Origin of the sequence: Limosilactobacillus reuteri (assembly GCF_013694365.1) — a bacterium.
Classification (GTDB): Bacteria; Bacillota; Bacilli; order Lactobacillales; family Lactobacillaceae; genus Limosilactobacillus; species Limosilactobacillus reuteri_E.
In genome coordinates this window covers 1,830,332-1,851,287 of record NZ_CP059275.1, presented here as the reverse complement: position 1 = coordinate 1,851,287, position 20,956 = coordinate 1,830,332, and the positions used below count along the sequence as shown (strand labels likewise).

General features: G+C 38.6%; 26 protein-coding genes and 3 pseudogenes. 3 read left to right on the top strand and 26 right to left on the bottom strand.

The window, feature by feature from the left end:
* Nucleotides 1–154: 154 nt before the first annotated feature.
* The 14 genes and pseudogenes from HHK02_RS10755 to HHK02_RS10690 all read right to left on the bottom strand — a co-directional run bounded on the left by HHK02_RS10755 (nucleotide 155) and on the right by HHK02_RS10690 (nucleotide 11,122).
* Nucleotides 155–838 (bottom strand): PHP domain-containing protein, encoded by a 684-nt coding sequence (locus HHK02_RS10755; RefSeq protein WP_109884995.1) that lies wholly within the window; start codon nucleotides 836–838, stop codon nucleotides 155–157.
* Entirely contained in the window at nucleotides 839–1,336 is a 498-nt protein-coding gene (locus HHK02_RS10750) for a GNAT family N-acetyltransferase (protein ID WP_078009706.1), read from the bottom strand. It abuts the gene before it with no gap.
* Nucleotides 1,336–1,660 (bottom strand): annotated as a pseudogene (locus tag HHK02_RS10745) (transposase); the annotation flags it as partial. The pseudogene HHK02_RS10745 and the gene HHK02_RS10750, both read right to left, overlap by 1 nt.
* A gap of 21 nt (nucleotides 1,661–1,681) precedes the next feature.
* Entirely contained in the window at nucleotides 1,682–1,966 is a 285-nt protein-coding gene (locus HHK02_RS10740; protein ID WP_231124849.1) for a hypothetical protein, read from the bottom strand.
* Nucleotides 1,967–2,122: a hypothetical protein gene (locus HHK02_RS10735; RefSeq protein WP_181462419.1), complete on the bottom strand. Its 156-nt coding sequence runs from the start codon at nucleotides 2,120–2,122 to the stop codon at nucleotides 1,967–1,969.
* 99 nt (nucleotides 2,123–2,221) lie between these two features.
* Entirely contained in the window at nucleotides 2,222–3,616 is a 1,395-nt protein-coding gene (locus HHK02_RS10730) for a L,D-transpeptidase family protein (RefSeq protein ID WP_181462418.1), read from the bottom strand.
* Nucleotides 3,617–4,276, bottom strand: a complete 660-nt coding sequence (locus tag HHK02_RS10725) for a hypothetical protein (RefSeq protein ID WP_181462417.1) — start codon at nucleotides 4,274–4,276, stop codon at nucleotides 3,617–3,619.
* Nucleotides 4,277–5,512, bottom strand: coding sequence for an ABC transporter permease (locus HHK02_RS10720; RefSeq protein WP_079375836.1), 1,236 nt, complete (start codon nucleotides 5,510–5,512; stop codon nucleotides 4,277–4,279).
* The gene (locus tag HHK02_RS10715) at nucleotides 5,513–6,211 is read right to left on the bottom strand and encodes an ABC transporter ATP-binding protein (protein WP_079375835.1); all 699 of its coding nucleotides are present in this window, start codon (nucleotides 6,209–6,211) and stop codon (nucleotides 5,513–5,515) included.
* On the bottom strand, nucleotides 6,212–7,294 hold the full coding sequence (locus tag HHK02_RS10710; RefSeq protein WP_181462416.1) for an efflux RND transporter periplasmic adaptor subunit: 1,083 nt from the start codon (nucleotides 7,292–7,294) through the stop codon (nucleotides 6,212–6,214).
* On the bottom strand, nucleotides 7,295–8,668 hold the full coding sequence (locus HHK02_RS10705; protein WP_181462415.1) for an NAD-dependent succinate-semialdehyde dehydrogenase: 1,374 nt from the start codon (nucleotides 8,666–8,668) through the stop codon (nucleotides 7,295–7,297).
* A complete protein-coding gene (locus HHK02_RS10700; RefSeq protein ID WP_181462414.1) occupies nucleotides 8,669–9,481 on the bottom strand; it encodes a pyrroline-5-carboxylate reductase family protein in 813 nt (270 codons plus the stop codon).
* On the bottom strand, nucleotides 9,482–10,258 hold the full coding sequence (locus HHK02_RS10695; RefSeq protein ID WP_016496358.1) for a VOC family protein: 777 nt from the start codon (nucleotides 10,256–10,258) through the stop codon (nucleotides 9,482–9,484).
* Nucleotides 10,259–11,122, bottom strand: coding sequence for a GRP family sugar transporter (locus HHK02_RS10690; RefSeq protein ID WP_181462413.1), 864 nt, complete (start codon nucleotides 11,120–11,122; stop codon nucleotides 10,259–10,261).
* 121 nt (nucleotides 11,123–11,243) lie between these two features.
* On the opposite strand from HHK02_RS10690, the pseudogene HHK02_RS10685 reads away from it, so the two are divergent.
* Nucleotides 11,244–11,381 (top strand): annotated as a pseudogene (locus tag HHK02_RS10685) (plasmid recombination protein); the annotation flags it as partial.
* Here the strand turns inward: HHK02_RS10685 and HHK02_RS10680 are convergent.
* From HHK02_RS10680 to HHK02_RS10625, 12 genes are read right to left on the bottom strand one after another with little or no spacing between them, the layout of a single operon-like run.
* The gene (locus tag HHK02_RS10680) at nucleotides 11,381–12,199 is read right to left on the bottom strand and encodes a plasmid recombination protein (protein ID WP_167592791.1); all 819 of its coding nucleotides are present in this window, start codon (nucleotides 12,197–12,199) and stop codon (nucleotides 11,381–11,383) included. The pseudogene HHK02_RS10685 and the gene HHK02_RS10680 sit on opposite strands and share 1 nt — an antisense overlap.
* 6 nt (nucleotides 12,200–12,205) lie before the next feature.
* Nucleotides 12,206–12,691: a lincosamide nucleotidyltransferase Lnu(A) gene (gene lnu(A), locus HHK02_RS10675; RefSeq protein ID WP_001829870.1), complete on the bottom strand. Its 486-nt coding sequence runs from the start codon at nucleotides 12,689–12,691 to the stop codon at nucleotides 12,206–12,208.
* Nucleotides 12,692–13,834 (bottom strand): CPBP family intramembrane glutamic endopeptidase, encoded by a 1,143-nt coding sequence (locus tag HHK02_RS10670; RefSeq protein ID WP_003672440.1) that lies wholly within the window; start codon nucleotides 13,832–13,834, stop codon nucleotides 12,692–12,694. It abuts the gene before it with no gap.
* Nucleotides 13,835–14,293 carry a DUF536 domain-containing protein gene (locus HHK02_RS10665; protein ID WP_003672439.1) on the bottom strand — a complete coding sequence of 153 codons (459 nt, stop codon included), beginning with the start codon at nucleotides 14,291–14,293 and terminating at the stop codon, nucleotides 13,835–13,837. It lies immediately after the preceding gene.
* Entirely contained in the window at nucleotides 14,294–16,411 is a 2,118-nt protein-coding gene (locus HHK02_RS10660) for a coiled-coil domain-containing protein (protein ID WP_003672437.1), read from the bottom strand.
* Nucleotides 16,412–16,810: a hypothetical protein gene (locus HHK02_RS10655; protein WP_012399427.1), complete on the bottom strand. Its 399-nt coding sequence runs from the start codon at nucleotides 16,808–16,810 to the stop codon at nucleotides 16,412–16,414.
* Nucleotides 16,811–17,182: a type II toxin-antitoxin system RelE/ParE family toxin gene (locus tag HHK02_RS10650; RefSeq protein ID WP_003672434.1), complete on the bottom strand. Its 372-nt coding sequence runs from the start codon at nucleotides 17,180–17,182 to the stop codon at nucleotides 16,811–16,813.
* Entirely contained in the window at nucleotides 17,183–17,443 is a 261-nt protein-coding gene (locus HHK02_RS10645; RefSeq protein WP_003672432.1) for a type II toxin-antitoxin system RelB/DinJ family antitoxin, read from the bottom strand.
* The gene (locus HHK02_RS10640) at nucleotides 17,444–18,031 is read right to left on the bottom strand and encodes a tyrosine-type recombinase/integrase (protein ID WP_003672430.1); all 588 of its coding nucleotides are present in this window, start codon (nucleotides 18,029–18,031) and stop codon (nucleotides 17,444–17,446) included. It lies immediately after the preceding gene.
* Nucleotides 18,032–18,553 (bottom strand): hypothetical protein, encoded by a 522-nt coding sequence (locus tag HHK02_RS10635; protein WP_086129286.1) that lies wholly within the window; start codon nucleotides 18,551–18,553, stop codon nucleotides 18,032–18,034. It lies immediately after the preceding gene.
* On the bottom strand, nucleotides 18,554–19,540 hold the full coding sequence (locus HHK02_RS10630; RefSeq protein WP_462442438.1) for a DUF4368 domain-containing protein: 987 nt from the start codon (nucleotides 19,538–19,540) through the stop codon (nucleotides 18,554–18,556). It lies immediately after the preceding gene.
* Nucleotides 19,541–20,407: an aminoglycoside 6-adenylyltransferase AadE gene (locus HHK02_RS10625; protein ID WP_001255868.1), complete on the bottom strand. Its 867-nt coding sequence runs from the start codon at nucleotides 20,405–20,407 to the stop codon at nucleotides 19,541–19,543.
* Here HHK02_RS10625 and HHK02_RS10620 point away from each other — a divergent pair.
* Both HHK02_RS10620 and HHK02_RS12950 read left to right on the top strand, forming a co-directional pair.
* A pseudogene (locus tag HHK02_RS10620) lies at nucleotides 20,404–20,535 on the top strand (plasmid recombination protein); the annotation flags it as partial. The gene HHK02_RS10625 and the pseudogene HHK02_RS10620 overlap by 4 nt on opposite strands.
* Nucleotides 20,525–20,878, top strand: coding sequence for a hypothetical protein (locus HHK02_RS12950; RefSeq protein WP_269204215.1), 354 nt, complete (start codon nucleotides 20,525–20,527; stop codon nucleotides 20,876–20,878). The pseudogene HHK02_RS10620 and the gene HHK02_RS12950, both read left to right, overlap by 11 nt.
* Nucleotides 20,879–20,956 lie beyond the last annotated feature (78 nt).

The window sequence follows — 20,956 nt, the reverse complement described above, 5'->3', positions numbered from 1 at the left end:
ATGCATAGACTGAATAGATTAGAAAGGCACCGCTAACCAAAAAATCAATAGATGAGATAGGAAAAAGGAAAGAGATAAACCAAAGAATAATGGTAAAAACTCCAAAATAAAAATCTAGGCTTCGATAGTATTTCCTGTTGAATTTATAAGACATTTAGACTGGTAGTGGAACCATAATTCGCTTTCTTTTTTGATAAAACGCTAATTCCGTCACACCTTTTGCTTTTAACAGAGCAAAAAGATCATCGAAATGGAAACGGAAATGTCCAAGGTAATGCCCATCTGATCCAACACTAAACAAGGTACTACCACGTGAAAGATATAAATCGATGACATATTCATATAGCGCTAAATTGTCATACAAGTAAGCGCTCTTAGTATTTAATTCGAATGCCAATTTATTTTTGATTACTTGATCTAGAATCGGTAAAAACTGCGCTTCATATTGTTTAAATTCAGCAACGGATAGACCAAATACCCGAAAACCACAGTCGAAATGAGCAAAGACATCTGCTTCTATAACAACTAGTGCTTCTGAAAGTTGTGCAAAATACCGAGGAATCACAATAGCAGGGTCCATATCTTTGACTTCATCATCTAAATAATCAAATTGACCATTATGATGCACACTGAGTAATTTTAAATCGTAATCTTTATCGGCTAAATAGTCGATGATCCGATCCTTTTCAGAAGCGATGTAACCGATTTCGATGCCTTTTAAAACACGATTGCCAAAACGCCTATTTAAGCTATCGATTGTTTGACTGTACATTTCATAATCGGGGATATCATCGACTTTAGTAACAGGATTGGCTAAGTCAAAATGTTCAGTTGTCACTTAGATTTCTTTTTCTAAAATCGGACAAATACGATCTTGTTTTCCTAAAAGAAAATGTTTGATCCCGATTTTTTTAAATCCATAACGTTCATAAAAACGAATAGCTGCATGATTTTTTTCATAAACAGCCAAACGTAAATAACGTTTTTGTTTCGTTTTAGCATAACGATTCGCTTCATCGAGTAACCGTTGCCCTAACCCTTTGTTTTGATAATCTTTGAGCAGATAGAGCCGTTGAATCTCTATAGCATCTTTTTCATCATTGACTTTCATATAACCAATGAGTATTTGATGATCCTTAATACCAATAAATTTACTGGTTGACTGTGCCAATTCTACTGCCAATATTTCAGTTGTCAATTGTGTCTGTAAATATTCTTGCATATCAAGTGGATCTGCGCCATCGATAAACGATTCATAAAAACTGACAACACTTACAACTTGTAAAGCATCTAGATCATCATGATCTAAATATGCTAGTGTGATTTGATTGTTCATTTAACAGAATGTGAGTTGAAATTTTGACAACCTAATTTTTCTTTGTTTTCCAAGTAAGCTGTGGTCTAGTTTTTCTGATTTATCCATGTTTTTACGTGGCGGAACGGATATAGTAATGCCCTTAAGGGCAAGCTTTTCATGGATTTTATGGCTAATATATCCTTTGTCCCCTAGGATATTGGGAAGATTCGCTTCTTCCGATAAAGTCTCTAACACTTTCACGTCATGGACACCTGGATTCGTGATTGAGTAAGTAATCGGAAAGCCAGTCTTAGTAACGATCACATGAATTTTAAGACCATAAAAATAAGATTTTTTTGTTGATTTACCAACATGTTTAGACATTTAGACATTTTCCTCTAGGAAAAAATTAACTAGCACCACGGGTTTATTATATATAATTTGCTGACGATCATGTTTCCTATCAAACAGCCATAAATATATCATTATTAATGGAAACTCTAATGAACTTTCTAGAACAGGAACGCAAATAATAACTAAGCTTGCAAGGAAATCAACTAAAATAATTTTCCTGTTCAAATAACCCGTCACTAGTCTATAAATAATAATTAGTTCAAAAACATTTAAAAAGCCCGAAACGAATGCTTGTGGTAAAGTTAAATCAATCATTTATTTAATTACCATCCCCATTAAATTTGCAACCACTAACATACCCAAAAACACCATTAAATTCAGTGGTCCTGCATGTAAAATACAGTAAATCAAAATTAATCCTACATAAAATAGATTAATAATTACCAAATTTTTCTTCTTTTCTAAATCCATCTACTTTATCCATCCCTCAGACATGGCGAATGAAATAATAATTGTTAATATGAAACAAATAACCGCAATCATTATTGAGCGTTCAGCACTTGGGCGCATTTAGTAGATAATTACAGGCTCATTTTTCTGTAAGTCATGAAAGGCTTGACCAGCAACATCTGGATGCATGTTGATACATCCATGCGATCCACCACCTTTAGCAAGATAAGCCTGTTTTGACCAGTCATGACGCCAGCTTGCATCATGAAATCCACATCCACTATCAGTAAATGGTGACCAATATTGGACCTTACTTGCATATTTCGAACCATCATCATTAAGGCCTCGAAGGACAGACGGTGTTTGCTGGTACATGATATACCAGACACCCTTAGGAGTTTCATTATCCTTATTATTCGTCCCACTAACAATATCAGTACTAAGAACACACTTACCATCTTTATAAAACCAGGCATGTTGGTCGGCTAGTGAAACTTCGGCGTAAGTGTCCCCTATACCATTGTTGCTTGTAGTATTATACCCAGTTCCTTGTTGATTATATCCTTTACCATAGATATCATTTTTGGCGTTTACTGTTTGCTTATTTGCAACCAATGCATTCGTAAGAGTCTTTCCAGCTTGTTTTTTACTGATCTTCCACCCATATAAGCCAGCATCTGTTGTTTTGATCACTGATCCGTCATGGGTTCTGAATTCAAATGATTTGCCAAGAGTTGCTTGGGTATTATTAATTTCATTAATCTTTGAATCAGCTGCTCCAGTGTCAAAGTGGTATTTTCCATTTTGATAGGTTGCTCTGGTAATAATCTCACCACAATTTAATTGATACTTTTTGTTTTGGACTTGGTATGTTACAGTTCGTTTTGATAATTCTTCGAGCTTTGCTTTTTCATTCTGAACAGTTTTACTATTTGCAGAAAGTGGAGTCGTATATTTTGGCTTCAGATGAACTGTTCCCCCAGCAATTTCATTTTCAACTTTATTATGCAAACCATCTAAACTGTATTGAGTACCACCAACTGCTGGTTTTACTTGTACTCGGCCATTTTCGTATACCGCGTAAGCATCAACAGGAGCTTTTCGACCATTATTTAGTTCTGTTACCTTTTGACTGACTGCTTGATCAATCTTTGATACTTCATCTTGATTAACATTTTGAGGCTTAATCGCAATGTTCTTTGCCTTAGATGATGGGAAGAAAGTATACTGACTATGTAATGCATTTTTAATTTTTTGTTTGTCAGCACTACTAAACTTTGCTACTGATTGCTTATCCTTAAATACTAATTCATTGTTAACATAAATTTTTGGCGATTGTGGATTATCTTGTAACTTCTTTAATGCTTGCTTAGCAGTCAATCCACCAACTGCCACATTATCGATCTTAACGTTCTTATTAAAATGACGACGCTGGTGAATAGTCATGCAGCCAACCACCAGCACTAATAAGCACAATGTAATTATTATTAGTTGTTTAATAGATAGTTTTTGCATCTATTTAGCGGTTGTAACTTGATATTGATTATTACCCTTAGCTTTGTAGTAAATAGTTTGACCGTTGTAGGTTACAGAACCATTACCTTCTTTGGCATTTTTGTAAAACTCTTCAACAGATGTATTATTATCAATCACACCAGCTTTTTGCGCAGCCTGGTAGCTAAAGTTCATCCCATCTTCCACTGTTACAGGTTGTTGAGTTAATACAGCTTGGGTTGTCTTTCGGCTTCCTGTCCGCCGGTTGTTTGTGTTGGCGACACTGCGATTTCCTTTGTAATTATTCGTAGTAGCTTTAGGACTAGCAATTTGACCAGAATTACTTACCGCCGTTGCTTGGGTTGTATTTTGACTTTGTGCAGGTTGGGCTGTTTGATTACCACTGCTTACTGCGGCAGATGCAGAAGTTGCCTCACTATAATTAGTATCAGCTACTGAAGACGAATCATCAGGATCATCATCTTTAACTTTATCTGAACTATCTTCTTTGGCTGCTTTATGTTTTTTAGATGAACTACTTGTAATTGTCTCTGTCTTAGTAGCCTTTTCACTAGGAACCTTCTTTGATGAAGATGGGTGTAGTAACATGTATCCTCCACATACCACAATAATTACAACTAGCAATGAAATAACCGTTAATTTACCCCTATTTTTACTCATTTATCTCAAGATATCGATCAAATTCTTATTAGCTGCTTGGCGTGCCGGCAAGATCCCAAAAATCAAACCAACAGCTGCCGATGTTCCAAATGCCAACAAGAAAGCATTAAGTGAAATATGGGCGTGAATATGAATGCCGCCACCACCAATCGCACTTGATAAAAGTGGTGCTAGTAAGTGCGCCAATCCTGCGCCGCCTAAAAAGCCTAATAATCCACCTGTCATGGTAAGAATTACTGTTTCCACTAAGAATTGCATCATAATGTTAAATGGTGTGGCCCCCACAGCTAAGCGAATTCCGATTTCTTGCGTCCGCTCAGAAACTGAAATATACATCATGTTCATTACCCCAATTCCGGCAATGAAAAGAGAAATCGCCGCAATAAAACTAATGAAAGTAGTAATAATACTCATTTGAGAAGAGAATTGCTTAAGGGCTTTTTCCATGTCTAGGTACTGATAGGTTCCTTGAGTCGCTGCTGAACTATTATTTTTTAAGTACTTTGCGACTCTGCGGGAAATAGCACTGGCATTTACACCCTGGCTAAAGGTTAATTTAAGCGTATTTCCTTCTTTAGCACTATCTCCTTGATAGTAAACTTTCTTCGGTAATAATAAATCAACTCCGTATGAGTTTTGGTTCCCATCATCAGTGAATTGTGCCTGTGTCTTATATACTCCCGTAACTTTATAAGTGACATTATTAATTGTTACAGTTGTGCCAAGCGCATTTTGTGCTGAACCATACTGCCGTTTAGCTACTTTTTCACTCATTAGGACATTAGCTTCCCCTAGTTCAAAAGTTCGTTTACCAAAGTTGTGACCCGCAATCAGTTTTACCGTATGGGTTGGTTCCTTTAATAAGCTTAATGTCACTGATTTAGTCGCATCACCAATATCTGCATGTGTTGAAAGATTATCTGATTCCTGCTCAATCTCAGCCTTTTTAATTTCACCACCAAATTGAGTATTAATATCAGCAACTTGTTCCTGCGTGAATCCATTGACAGTCGAATTAACATTATCAGGATTATAGACGATTTCGGTTGTTTGCTGGCCTTGCTTAGCATTATTACCGAACTTATCATACATCGTTTTCGTAATCCCGTCCCCAATTCCAAGGATAGCAATAACTGCAGCAATACCAATCATAATTCCGATAATCGTTAGGAAACTCCGCTTTTTATTCGCCTTTAATGACTGGATAGCTGATTTGATCAACTCAATTGTCTGCATTCAATTGTCTGCATGATATTCACCGCCTTTACTGTCACTTACAATTCGACCATCAATAATTTTAATTACTCGGTCACATTGTTCAGCGACATGGGGATCATGGGTAACCATAATAATCGTTGTTCCTTCTTCATGATTCAATCGCTTAAAAAGATTCATAATTTCTTGACTTGTTTCTGTATCGAGTGCTCCCGTTGGTTCGTCAGCAATTAAAAATTTCGGGTTCGTTGATATTGCCCGGGCAATAGATACTCTTTGTTGTTGTCCACCAGACATATTTTTAGGAAATTGACTTTCATATCCGGCTAAACCAACTTGCTCTAAGACTTCAGAAACACGTTCGCCAATTTCGCGGCGTCGTTTCCCTGCATATAGCAAGGGTAATCCAACATTATCTGCAACGGTTGATCCACGTAGCAGTTTGAAATTTTGAAAAACAAAACCGACATTTTGATTTCGTAAATTTGAAAATTGCTTTCGCGAATAATCATGGATTGGGTGATTTTGGTAGAAGTATGTTCCCTCAAAATCATCATCAAGAAAGCCAACAATATTAATCAAGGTTGATTTTCCTGACCCAGATTCACCGATAATTGCTACTAATTCTCCTTGCTCAATGTCAACATTAATATCATGGAGAACATGAAAACGTTGGCTACCTTGACGGTAATATTTATTAATGTTCTTTAGCTTGATCATTTAATCAACCTTTGCATTATTTTTCAACTTACTGTTAGGGTTAGTCACAATCCGATCACCAGCATTAACTCCATCAGTCACAATATAAGAGCTGTTGACTGCCCGGCCACTAACATCAGTCTCGCGAACTCGGTTGTCTGAATCAACAACAAATACCTTCCCATGACGAACTGCCGATTTGGGAATTTGAACTCCATCTTGTTTAATAGAAGCTTTTGCTGTTTGCCCCGCCATAAATTTATTAGCACTAACATTAGCAGTTACTTCATATTTGGTATTGTTTCCACTATTTTTAGTTGGAGTTGTTGAAAGATAACTTACCTGAGTATTAGCAGTCCGGTTCGTTGCTAGGGCCTTCACCTTTAGATCAGTACTTTGATGAAGTTTACTATAATCATATTCTGAAACTTGACCGACAAATTGAAGCGTATCTGAGTAAAGAGTAATTACAGGAGCATTTTGCTTTGATTGGTCAACCGTAACATAACCAGCAAAAGGTGCTGTTAATGTTTGATTAACCTTGCTTGAAGCGGTGCTAAGCCGTTGTTGAGTGGCAGCAACACTTGCTTGTGCATCTGCATATGCATTTTGCGCTTCGGTAAGCTGATTCCGCAGGTCATTGTACCCTTCATCACCTTGCCCCATCCCATTCAACTGTTGGCGTAAATTATTGATCGTCTGTTGTTGGTCATTCATCGTTCGTTGACTTTTACTAAGATCTCCCTGCAGTTCAGTAACACTATCTTGTGTACTATCATTGTGCATGGTTAAGAGCGCTTCTCCTTGCGCAACGTGATCTCCGTTTTTCACATTAAGATTTTGCAGGTTACCAGATGGCAAGGTTAATGTTTGCATCTGGACTGGTTCAATCTTTCCTGTCAGATTAAAATCTGATTGCTCAGTAACCCGTAGAATATTATATTCGTTTTTTTCTGTTGCTTTTTCCTCACTTGCATGTCGAATTGAAACTAATACAAAAATTATAATTACAATTAGGCCACCGATGCCAATCCACCGACGTCGACGTGTTGCAAATAATTGTCGTAATCGAGATTTATGATGGCTGTTTCTTTTCGCAGTCATTTATTGTCGTGCTTCGTAAATTAGATGTTTGTTAGTAAATTCATCAATTCCGTAACTACTGAGTTCACGACCATAACCTGAATTCTTAACACCACCAAATGGTAATTCTGGTAATGAAGCCCAGCCTGCATTAATCCAACTCATTCCAGTTTCGATCTTTGCTGCTACTCGCTCTGCATGTTCGGAATCATTGCTAAAGATAGTGTTTCCTAACCCATAGCTTGAATTATTAGCCGATTCGATTGCTTCCTCTTCGGAACTAACCTTATAAACCGAAGCCACTGGCCCAAACATTTCCGTATCAAATATTGGGTTATCTGGGGTAATATCAGTTAAGATCGTTGGCATAAAGAATTGGCCTTCCATATCTACCGGCTTATTACCATAGTAAACTTTGGCTCCATTTTCTACAGCTGTATCTACTTGTTTTTGGAGCTTCTCCTTAGCCTTCTTAGAAGATAGTGGAGCAAGAGTTGTCAATGGATCAAGCGGATCACCCATTTTAACTTTCGAGAACGCATCTTTCATCATCTTTAAGAAACGATCATAATCCTTTTCAAGTACAATAAAACGTTTTGATGATGTACATACTTGCCCGGCATTATACAGGCGTGCTGCCGGGGCAACTTTTTCGACAAGGTCCCAATCTGCATCGTCTAAGATAATAAAGGCATCATTACCACCAAGTTCCAAAGTGCTCTTCTTCAAATTAGCACCAGCCTCTTTAGCAACGGTTGCACCACCACGTTCAGAACCAGTAAGACAAACACCGGCTACCCGCTTATCAGCAATTGCCTTATTTACTTGGTCATATGAAAGGAATAAATTAGTTAAACTGCCAGCTGGCGCACCAGCTTCCTTAACGGCATCAGCAAATGCTTGGGCTGATGCTGGACAATTCGATGCATCCTTCAAAATCATGGGGTTTCCTGCAATAAAGTTGGGAATAAATACCCGGGCAATTTGATAAAATGGGAAATTCCAAGGTTCAACCGCAACTAAAATTCCTAATGATTGCTTCAAAACTTTGGCGCGGCCACTCGTTGTCGCAATGATTTTTAGTTGCATAAATTCATCTGCATGGGCTGCATAATAATCACAGAAAGAAGCACAAAGATCAACTTCGCCTTCTGCTTCGCTAATTAGTTTTCCCATTTCCTTACTCATAACTGTCGCATATTCAACACGCCGTTCACGTAATATTTGACCTAACTTTAAAATTTGACGTTTCCGTTCTTCAAGGTCATTATACTTCCGCCAATCTAAATATAATTGATGCGCCGTAGTCAATGTTTGTTCTAATTCTTCATCAGTTGTATTTTCAAACGTTTTTTCTACTTGGTTCGTAAATGGATTGATACTTTGATATGCCATTTAATCACCCTTGTTCTGTTTGCCTAATTCCTTTGTTCGTTTAACAGCAGCAAGGACAGCATTTTCAATTCCCGCTGAAAAAGTGCTTTTATCTAGTTCATGCTGGGCGGTGATACCCACTCCGCCAGCAGAATTATTAATATCAAGTAATTCGGCAGGGTGTTTAGCACTTTGTTCTACAAATGCAGCGGCTGCGCGTAGATTCTCAAGAGCAAGTTTGTTTGCTTGTTGGCGAGGCATTCCGGCAAGCACACCTGCGTTTGTAAAACTAATTAGAAAGTTATAGATATAGTTTGGTCCAGCCACGCCATATCCAGTAAATACATCTAGCAAGGATTCATCAATGTAATCGACTTTTCCAAAACTATTTAGAAAGTCTTCAATGACAGTTTGATTAGCTCGATTGTTTTTAACGACGCCGCTATAACCCATGGCAACATCAGTCAAGGTATTGGGGATGATCCGTGTAATTGCAAAAAGATCTTCCTGTGATGAAAGTTGTGCAACTGTTACGCCGGCAATAATTGAAAGCACGTCCTTTTGGTAGTGGTGGGCGACAAGTTCTTTCATGATCTCTTGCCAGTTATCTTGTGGACGCACTCCCAGAATAACAAGATCAGCATTCTCAACAGCCGTCCAATCAGGTTGTTGACTTGCTTGAATATGATAAGTATCAGTCAAATAATTAACTCGATCGCTCGAAATATCTGTTATCCCAGTTGTTTCAGGAGTAATTACTTTTTTCTTCAGTGCAGCCCGCAGCATTGCTTCCACCATTTGACCACCACCAAATGAGTAAATCTTAAGTGTCATCTATTTCTTATCAAGTAGATCAAACCTAATTTGTCCAAGTTGTAATTTTTCAGGTTGTTTAGCCCCGTGGAAAATCAGTTTAAATAATCGATTTTCAACGCCAGCCTTGAAAACAAGTTGTTTATCGCCAATATTAATTGTATAGGTGTCACCTTCACTTACTACTTCTGCCTGCAAGAGGGCTGACCATTGTTTAGCAGCCTCTTCTGGATCACTAACATTAAAGATTGCTTGCTTAACAAAAAGGTCACCTGCCGGATGGAATTTAATTAAGCCCTGTTTCTTGAGGTCTTCCCGGCGTTGATCATCGTTGTTGCCCCATTGAATAAAGAATGGTGCAGGTAAATGGTTAACAAGTTCATCATTGACATAGAAAATCTTCCATTGAATAAGTTTACCGGCAGGATCCACGCGCTTTCCATCAGTAATATCACCAACATTAAGCCCCAGACCCTCTAATCGCTGGTGAGTTTCTTCAATATTGTCAGTCCGAATGGCAATTGTTGTGATGCGCTGAATACCAGCAAAATAATCTTCAACGGCATCATGAATTGCTGAGTTATTTTCATATGGGAATGCCTTAGCTTTTTCCTTATTAGCGATGGTTAAGAGCTCAATGTAATTAAGGCCAAAATAATCTAGTGCATTTTTTGTTCCCCAATATTCGTGATGTCCACCAGGGGTAAAGGCTAAACCTTTAGAGTTGAAGTAATCAATTGCATCTTGAAGGTTAGTTACATCAACCATTGTATGATCCCAATTTAACGTTTCTGTCATTTAATTAGCAATTACTGTTAAAATACTACCAATTACAATTAGGATAATTCCAACTACTGTATATATCATTTCTCGCTTGGTCTTGGTTTCATGCAAAAGTAGGATACCACCAAATGTTGAAATAATAACATTCATTTGACCAAAAATTGAAGCAGTCACTACTCCAAGAGCTTTACCAACAAAAACATAGGCAAAGTTACCAATCCCCCATGAAAGTCCTCCTAAAACATTTAAGTATTGTTCTTTTTGCTTAAATGCTTTAGCGTTACCCGAACAAATAGTATAAATTACTGAACCAAGTAAAATTCCTAATACTTCTGGTAGGAAAATACCCTGACTACTTTCATGAGCAACCTGTGGCATTTTAGGAAAAATCGAATAAGCACAGTAACCAATTGTTGTTACTAATAAAAATAATACCCACTTAGTCGAAACCTTTTTATCCGATGTTCCGTCCGAAATCGAGGTTAAAACAGCCCCAATAATTACAACTACACACGCTGTCAACCCAATACTTAATGCTCTGGCTCCTTGCCATTCATCAAAGAAAAAGATGCCGACAAACGACGTCATAACTAACACAAATGCTGAAGAAAGGGGCATCGTATTTGAAACTCCCATATGTTTAAACGAGATGAACTGACCAACCTGTCCAATTGTCCATAAACAACCGATCGCTAGCGAGAACCAAAAAGCAGTTACACTGACGGTTGGTTTTGTTATCAAATATGCAATAATTCCCACAATTGAAGCTCCAGCACCGATTCCAAACATTTGATTAACTGGTGAACCACCAATTTTACCAGTAATTAATGGCATCGCACCCCAACCAATTGCTGGAATTAAAGCAAGTAAATATATCATTTTTATGGTGGATTATAGAATGAAGTTAGCCACCCAGTTGGTGGTAAATAAAAAACGCCATTCGGCGTGACATCAGGTATCATATTAAGTGAACCAAACCTATATGAAAGGATGTCCGTCAAATGACGCACCACCGCATATGCACTTAGGTATTGTGCCTTTCAATGCGGAAAAGCGGTTATCAGCAAAGACTCTTTTTAATCGTCAAGCTTTACAGGCGGTACAAGACGAATTGCCAAAGTATTTAAATGAGCGTGGCTAACGACTTAATTCATCTCTATCTCGTGTTCGAGTTTCATTTCTATGAATTTTTTCAAACTCTCCACCTTTTACAAACTCTTTAATTTCACTCACAAGGTTATTCATGAGCTTTTCAGCTTGTCTAACAGTTGCACCAAGGGTATTTTCCATAAACTGATTAAAACCTCTGTAAATGCCCTTAATTTCGTTTTTAAGCGATTTATTCTCTTTCTCCAACGAATCAATTTTCTCTAAATTATTATTAAATCTATCTGCCAAATCATTGTAATCACGCACTACCTCTTTGTATTTGCCTTTTACGTAATCAATTCTTTTTGGTAAATCTGTTTCTGCATATTTTTTTAGTTGCTCATTCGATTTATATAAATCTTCATAGCCTTGTATTAAAGCATTTAATTTACTTTCAGGGATAATCACATTTCCTGTTTTTCGTTCTTCATTTTTCGTAAATTCATGACGTAACTTACCAATTCCAATCGTTTCGCCACTTGGTACTTTGACCGTTTTCGTTTCGTCTTTTAAATCTAAACTTTCTTTGTTGATTGTTGGTGTTTTATCGTTCGATAACGCTAAAACTTCTGACTTTCGCTGTTCCAGCGTGGTAGTCATCTCTTTTAATTCGTCCTTTGCCTTTTTATATTCAGGCACCGTTAAATTTTTACGCTCTGAACCTTTTTCGCCACGTTCAAGCTCAAAACCACGCTCATTTAAATACTTTGGCAATTCGTCTTGTACCGCCTGTAAAGCTTGACGATTAAAAAGAGTCTTTGCTGATAACCGCTTTTCCGCATTGAAAGGCACAATACCTAAGTGCATATGCGGTTATGTTATTGATTTTAAATTTTTTATATCAAAATGGTCTTTTTCTGTTAAATCATAACCAGAATGAAAAAGAAGTTGAGCTTCTTTTGAAATACATGGTATTTTTCGACCTTTGTAATTAGTTTCTGAAAACCAGTCATTTTGGAAAACATAATTACCACCTTCTGGGTTTGCTTGGGTAATTGATCCATCATCATTTAGATTTATAGGATGAATATCTAAATACCCATATTCTTCATGCTTGAGTTCCATTCGTGAAGGCATCCAATCAACTTCTATTTTGTATCCGATATCTTCTAATTTTTGTATAACTTTTTGAGTGTGTTGAGCGTCAAAATCTATATCTATATCTCTGTGTTCTCTTTGTTGTTTTCCAGTTAATACATCTACCCCCCAGCCACCATCTAACCAATAAGTTACTTTCATGTGTTCAAATAAATCTAAAATATAAAATAAATCTTTTTCTGTTACATTATTATTTTTCATCTATCTAACTACATTAGTTAGTATACGAACACGCTGTACCATTACTTGTGCACGTTTACCAAACATCATCCAAGTGGTTAGCCCGACCATCAGAATTGCTAATACCAGGACCGATTGATAATCAGCCCAGCTGACTGTGCCCCCAAAAGTGGCCCCATTACTCAAAGAGGCAGCAAAGTCCATCACAAAGTGAATCAACATAACCAACCATAATTGCCCAGTATAGAGAAAAATCAGGGCAAAGAAAATTCCCGAAACGGTTGTAAAGCAAAACTGATAAATGGTTAGGGATAAACTTTGGTCAGTTAGGTTAATAAAGTGAAATAGACCAAAGATTAACGAACTTCCGAAAATTCCTAGCAACAATTGTAACGGCCACTTAGTGTTACGCAGAAGCACTAGTAATAAGGTTAGAATTGCATAGCGGCACAAGGTTTCTTCACCAATGCCACTTTCCAAGGAAAGCAGTAGTTGCTGCCACTGATGGAGGTCATTCCTCCATATTAATCGCTGGCAACTTGCCAGATTACTGTATAAGAAGAGAACTACCAATAAACAATAAGTAAGAACGACAGCCCAGTTGAGCTTGAGCTGTTGCGTGGTCAAAGATAGTGGTGTTTGTAAGCGCCAGGCAGCAAAGACCCGAGTAACCGTAATGAAATAAGTGATAGCTCCTAAGCACCCGGTCGTCAATAACAAAGTTAACCATCGATTACCATGATTAGTACTGATTCCATAATAAATAGCTGGACTGATAGCAATCTGAAAAAAGAAGATTACCCAGAACAAACGGAACCAGAAATTTTTCAACGGCTTCACAAAAAGCTCAGCATAAGGCAAAAATAACACAAGATAACACAAAACTACGAAGCCGCAAATAACATTGGATGCTGACAGTAGCACTAACAAGCTTCCTGTAGCATGAGAGAGAATAAAAGGACCTACTAATAGTTGAATGCCCCAATTAAGTTTCTGCCATGGTCGCGAAACTTGATTAAAGCTAGCGAGAAGTAATGTAATTCCCACCAAACAAAGGATGATTGGTGAATCCAAGTGCCGGAGATAATCATTCAGAATTAGAATTATCATTGCTAGCAGTAGTTGTATGCGGTAAATATCTAAGATACGATTTTTGAGTTTCACCTAATGTGTTATTTTCCAAAACCAACTATGTTTAACAGTTTCGTTAGAATTACTCAATGGTTGCGGTAATGACTTTTGTTGTTTGTGTGTTGTTAAATCCAATTGTTGAGCTTGATCAGCCAGTTTATTAGCCGTTGCAATCTGTTCATCTTTTACAGTTAATTGCTGTTTGAGTAGTTCAATTGTTGCAGCCTGTTCTTGGATTTGGGCCTTTAATTGTTCAATAATTGTGTCTTTAGTTGCTGGATAAGTCTGTTTTTCTTGTGTTTTAGGCTTATTCTGATAATACTCTTCCATTTGCTGAAAAACCGCGTCACTATAGTATTTAGCGTTATGTTGACCAGTTTTAACTGGTTTTAACTTGTGTTTTACTATGAAGCGTGAGGCTGAGACTACAGAGATGTTAAAATGCCTTGCTAATTCTGAGGTTGTATATGTTTTACTTTTACTTTTACTCATTTAGAATTGGTAATCCTCATCAATTTGCTTGGTGATTGAATTTTTGATTTGTTTGTCAGCCTTTTGTAATTGTTGGCTATTGGCTAGTAGTATGGCCTTTTTTAGTTTAATAATGGGGTCATTTTCAAGTTGTCGTTCTTTATGATAATCGAAGGGGTGTTTTGAGGGTTGAATACTGTTTGTGTCAAGTTGGGCACTGTGCAGGTTTGATATTGGTTGGTTTGATTCTTTAGTAGATGGTGTTGTGAGAGTCTTGGTTACTTGTTTGATGAATTCGGTGGCTTTATTTTTAATCTTTTGTAGGGATTTAGTAGCCGTGTCCATTAGATATTTAAGGGTTTGTCGGAAGTGTTGCTGCCGGCCAGTATCAGTTTGAATTTCTTGAGCGGCCTCGTTTGGTTGGAGAAGTGGTTGCTCAACTTTGTGGGTCGGGTCATTTTCGACAATCGTATTAATTAGTTGGTTTTTGTAACCGTCAATTTGATTCTGAACTGTTTTGTTGGTAGCCTGGAGTTGTTGATTTTGAGCGGTTAATTGTTGATTGGTACTTGATAATTCAGCCTTTTTAGTACGAGCAGTAGTTATCTCCTGGTTTAGATTATCAAGTTCATCTTGATGGGTTTGTTTGTCTTTTTCCCAATCAGCACGCTGTTCTTGGCGCCAGCTGTCGAGCTCTTGTTCCATTTCAGCGACGTTATCTTCGTTTACTGTGATTGACTGGTCATCGCTGTAAGTTAAGTCATTTTGGTCAATTTCCTGTTGAGCGGCTTTAATTCGTTGTTGCTTCCGTTCTTTAAGTTGGTCGTCAGCGTCTTTCAACTGGTTTTGCAGAGTTTGGAGTTGTTGTCGTTGCTGAGCTAGTTGCCGGTCTTGTTGCTTCTGTTGTTCCTCAGCGACTTTTTGCTGTGCCTTTGCTGCATTAGCGTCCTGTTCGGCTTGTTGCTGGCCCTCCTGAGCGCTCTTCACAGCCCCTGTAATGCCGTTGGCCATTTCTAAGGGTGATAAGTCGCTGCCATCTTTATCGACCGCCTGATGGCCTGTGGTGGCTTCATAGATGGCCTTCAGATTCTTGGTCACCCGTTCAACTTGGACTTGAATGTCATGATTTTGGCTATTGAGATTGTCGGCTTGACCTTGCAGGGCGTTAACTGCTTTTTGATGATCAGCGATTTCTTGATGTTGAGCTTTGAGTTGTTCCATGCTTAATCCCGTTTGTAGCGTCTTATCATCTTCGGTTTTGCGTTCAAAATCGAGGATTTTTTTATTTTCAGGGACTTGGTAGGTCTGATGGAGCTCATCTTCTAAGCATTTCAGGGCGAACTGGTCCATATTAGTTCGATACCATTTGATGGCTGCACGCCCAGAAACCGTTTTGCCGGTGACCGCTTGATGGAGGCTTACTAGGGCCTGATTAAGGGAATTAGTAACGTGTGCCGCCCGTTTTTTGCCGCCCCGGGTCATACCAAAAGTCGCTAGTTCATAATGAATGTGGGAAATGCCCATTTCATCATTGTTAGTGGCGTAGCGGCCTCGATGTAAGTAGTCACCGACGTTAATGCGTTGCTGATGAGTCTTATTAGGTTTCCACCCCACATTGTTAGCAGTGGCGTGAATCAATGCTCGATTAAAACAGCCATAGAATTGCTTAGCGACAGCGATATTATCTGGGATTGGTTGACCTTGTTGGTCTTTTAACTTAAAGACCAAATGAGTTGTGCCGTCTGGTAACTTTTCTTTTTGATATGAGGTTACCGGACAGAATTGTTTCATCAAAGTACTTTGGACAGCCATGTTACCAATGGTCAGCACCGCAGTGGCTTTCTTCTTCCGTTTAAGGTAGTTTTTAACACTACCGTATTGCCGTTCAGCGTGGCCTTTTGCTCGTTGGTGCTTATCATGTTCCTCAACATAGTCCCGGAAATGTTCATCGTTCCATTTGTCGATGGCCTCTCGCGTTTGTTGAGATTCATTGTATTGATTAAATTGAGTTTCGCTAAACACAATATCTTTGTTAGTATGATTAATCTTTTCGTCATGTTCAACATGCTTTTGAATACCAGAATAGCCATTCGTATCTTTAGCTTGCAGGTCAGTTGTTACCGTACATTTAATTGCCATTTAGTTGCTGTGTTTTGAGCCATCGGGTAATTCATTATTATTTAATGGGTTACTTCCCAATGGCTGTTTGTGATTTTGTGTAGTCACTTCTTGTTTAGCTTTTGCTAAAAAGACATTCACAAAATCAGCAATATCTTTCCGAGAATATGGCTTCTGTTCCTCGCCAATTTCGGATTGAATAACATCATCTAACACAGACTTAGTGTTGCTGTTATTCATTGATGAAATCATGATAGCTTCGGCTAATTCAGCTTTCCATTTTAGTTCGTTTAATGCTAAAACGTCAGCGTCATGTTTCATTTGCAGTTTCTTATATTCCATATCTTCTGGAACTGTGCGGCCGTTTAACTTCTTGGCTTTCAGTTCTTGCCAACGAGCAATGCTTTTTGGAGACATCATTTAAAATAAGTCAGAATGGGTCCCAATACCAACTAAATAAACGATTCCTTGGTTAGTTCGAATATATAGCAATAAATGGTCGCCATTATGACCGTCAAAGTGAAGGTCTAATCCTTTAATTTCAACCTGACTAAGGGAACCCAAACGATTCTTAATTTGGCTTTTTTGCTGTGCTGTCAAAGTAATTGAGTGTTCATAAAAATAATCGGGAATTGGTTCATCATTTAGAAAGCAATTAATTACATATTCCCATGGCGAGCGATGGTCATCTGGAAATGGAACTTCTCCATGGAAAATACTATGCCAACGTGGGTTCTTCTTTACCTTTTTACGCTGCTTCTTAAAATGGTTGGTTGGGATAACTTTACTCATTTACTCATCTAACAATTTCTCCAGTTCATTATAAGAAGAAGCGCCTTTTAGCTTGTGTTTGCTTAAATCATCAACTGCTTCGTTAATTGATGACATGGTTTCTGCATTAGGAATACCCCAATACTTTGGTAGGCCATCGTTAGCTACAGAAGATAAGGTCATACGAATAAAACTAGAAATGGATAGCCCATGAGCGGCTAACTCTTTGCTAGCCTTTTCTTTAACGTCAACTGGGATACGACTATCTACTCTTGCGTCCATTTAATCAAACTTAACTTCATCGAGCATTTTTTCACGGCTAACTTGGTCCAATCCCAGATACTTTAAAGTCATAGCTTCAGATGTATGGTTTAGAAGGCTCATTACCAGGCCAATATTGTAATGGGTTTGCGTGTAAACACGGTAGGCACCTGTCTTTCTCATGCTGTGGGTCCCAAGGTAGTTAATTCCTAGTAAGTCACCAGTTCTAGCCATGATTTTGTAAAACTGCTTTTCTGTGATATGCCGAGAATGGTCCCGTGAGGAGGGGAAAAGCCACTCCGATTGAATGTTTTGCTCGTTTAGCCAGTTAAAATAGTCGATTAAGTCTTGTTTTACTGGTTTAAGGTATAAAATATTAGGTTTTCCGGTCTTTTTATCGCGAATATAAGCATTTTTCTTGATGTCCCCATCAGTTTTATAGATTTCGTTGCGTCTGAGAGCCAACACATCACTCACTCGAAGCAGAGTGGCCTTGCCAACCTGGAAAATTGTGTAATTCCGGCGTCCTTCACGAAAATTATGGAGTAAAGTATCTTCAACTTCGTGGAGGACGTTGGTATCTTTGATGGGTAATACAAGCTGTTTCATTTAATTTTTACGATGATGGGACTTCTTTAACGAACTCCTGATATCTTTAACGAACCTTACAATACCGAAAAGAGCAGTAATTATACCTACAGTTATAGCCACAACTGATGGAGATGAGTCACCGATCATCTGTATATTTAGCTTAACTGTACCTAATTTCATCGTTATGACATTAGGAATTATGTTTAAGAAAGATAAAAGTGCGGTGCCCATTGTTAAAACAAGTAGAATCCACAATATCACTATTAGCGTTTTACTAAATACCTTGTAAGCAACTCCTTCTTGAGACTGAGTTGTAGGATTTGAATCTGCAATTAAGTTATATAGTCTTTTATCAAAGAATACCCAAGCTGCAAAAAGTAACATAAATGCAAGAGTGATAATGCTATATACCACTTCAGGTAGTACAGTATTACCTGAGAAGGTTAGAACTATTAATACTAGTCCCATAATAACAATAGATAAATCACTTGCTGGATTATAAACGGTTCTAACTTCTTTTTTTGATAAATATTCTTTCAATCATTCGATTTTGCCGATAAAGCGGTAGAAGATTTCCACTTCCTGTTCCCGGCTTCCGTCCTCACTTTTGACCGCTTCATGGACAAGGATTTTTTCAATCAGCGTATTCAGAAGTTCAGCCGTCAATTCTGTGGGATTGACATACTGTTTCATCAGACCTATCCACTTTTCAGCGTCAACCGCTGTCTGGGCGGCGGTCTCCATCGCTTCGTGAAGCCGTTCAATTTTTACGTCCAATTCTCGCTGTTCGCCCTGATACTTTTCGGACAGCATATTGAAATTGTATTCTGTAATGCGTCCGGCAGACCAGTCCTCATACATTTTTGCAAACAGGGTGTCTACTTCTGCTTTGCGCTTTTCCGCCTTTTTCAGTTCGGCTGTCTGCCGCTTCCTTGCAGTATTGCGTTCCTTGTCGCTGGCGTTAAGTAGCCGTTTCAGAAGTTTGTCCCCATCCTGCTGTGCCAGCACAGACCAGTATTGCAGACGGGAAAGGACATAGGCGTAAAGCACATCATAGCGGATATAGTGCATGGAACACTGGTGCAATCCTTGCCCGTACTTGCTACAATGGTAGTGGGCATAGGGATTTTTGTTCTGGCTGTTCATACCATAGGCCAGCGACCAGCCGCAGTCCGCACATTTTACCAGCCCGGAAAATATCTGTGTTGTGCCGTTCTTCTGCCGTCTGCGCCTGTTGCAAATCTGCTCCTGTACTTGACGGAACACATCTTCGGAAATAATCGCTTCGTGGGTGTTCTCCACACGATACCATTCCTCTTTTGGCTTGCGTACTTTCTTCTTGTTTTTGAATGAAATGTTGGTCTGCTTATTGTGGACGCTGTGTCCGATATAGGTTTCCTCTTTCAGAATACTTTTCACCTGCGCTATCGTCCACGCATAGGCTTTTTCCTCCGGCGCTCCGGCATAGATATTTGCGAAAGTGCCGTATCTCTGGAAATTCAGCCAGCCGAGCCAGTCAACGGTCAATTATTTGTTATCATCTTCAATGCCATATTTTTTCTTTTGCCGAATCACATAATTACTGATTTTTTCATCATATAGTGGATACTGGTAATCCAACTGGCATGCCACTTCTGACGAAACCTCCCGGAACAATGCCATACATTGTTCAAAGGATTCCCACATATGGGGATAGGAATCCATATTATAAGTGGACATAAGTCGTTCCCACAATTCCTCTGGGACATATTGCTTCATAAATTTATAGTTTTTTCCCAAACTGAAATGAAATCCCTGTTTGATACCAATCAGCCAGGAAATCATGCGAAGCAATTCTTTTCGTACTATATCATTCATATGGTCAATAGCAAAAAGAATTTCTTTGCGGCATAAGCCCTTTACTACATATGTTGTAGTATTCCAAAATTCATTACAGCAATCGTCAAACATTCTTTGAGTAGGCTTCTGCAAGTGGTAGTCTATATCCGTTGGTATTGGCGGCTTTACGATACGGTTGTCTTTATCCAACAGTAACTTTACCAGTTTATCCCATGTAAAATACTCGTCTATCAGTTCCAGCGGCAGCAAAGTTAAATCTATCTTAACATCATCAGTAAACAGCATTAAATATGAAAATCCCTTTTCTACAGCTGGAAATAATTCCATATCTTCCGGCTTTTGCAGAATCAACCTTTCACCAAATATATCTAGCCATTTATCATCACTTGTGAAGCTGTCCATATCCGTAACAAAAAAAGTAATATCAAAATCCTGAAAATCATCAGGCGGAATATTTGTATTTGTTCTAGATCCTTCCAAAGTAACCATGCGAATGCGTTTGTCTGTTTTTGCAAAATTCAAAACAATATCATAAACTTCCTTTTCTGATCTCATCACCGCATATGCACTTAGGTATTGTGCCTTTCAATGCGGAAAAGCGGTTATCAGCAAAGACTCTTTTTAATCGTCAAGCTTTACAGGCGGTACAAGACGAATTGCCAAAGTATTTAAATGAGCGTGGTGGCACTTGCTGATGCCGATTCACTGGCACTTGCTGATGCCGATTCGCTGGCACTTGCTGATGCCGATTCACTGGCACTTGCTGATGCCGATTCACTGGCACTTGCTGATGCTGATTCACTGGCACTTGCTGATGCCGATTCACTGGCACTTGCTGATGCTGATTCGCTGGCACTTGCTGATGCTGATTCGCTGGCACTTGCTGATGCTGATTCGCTGGCACTTGCTGATGCTGATTCACTGGCACTTGCTGATGCCGATTCACTGGCACTTGCTGATGCGATTCACTGGCACTTGCTGATGCCGATTCACTGGCACTTGCTGATGCTGATTCGCTGGCACTAGCAGAAGCCGATTCACTGGCACTTGCTGATGCCGATTCACTGGCACTTGCTGATGCTGATTCACTGGCACTTGCTGATG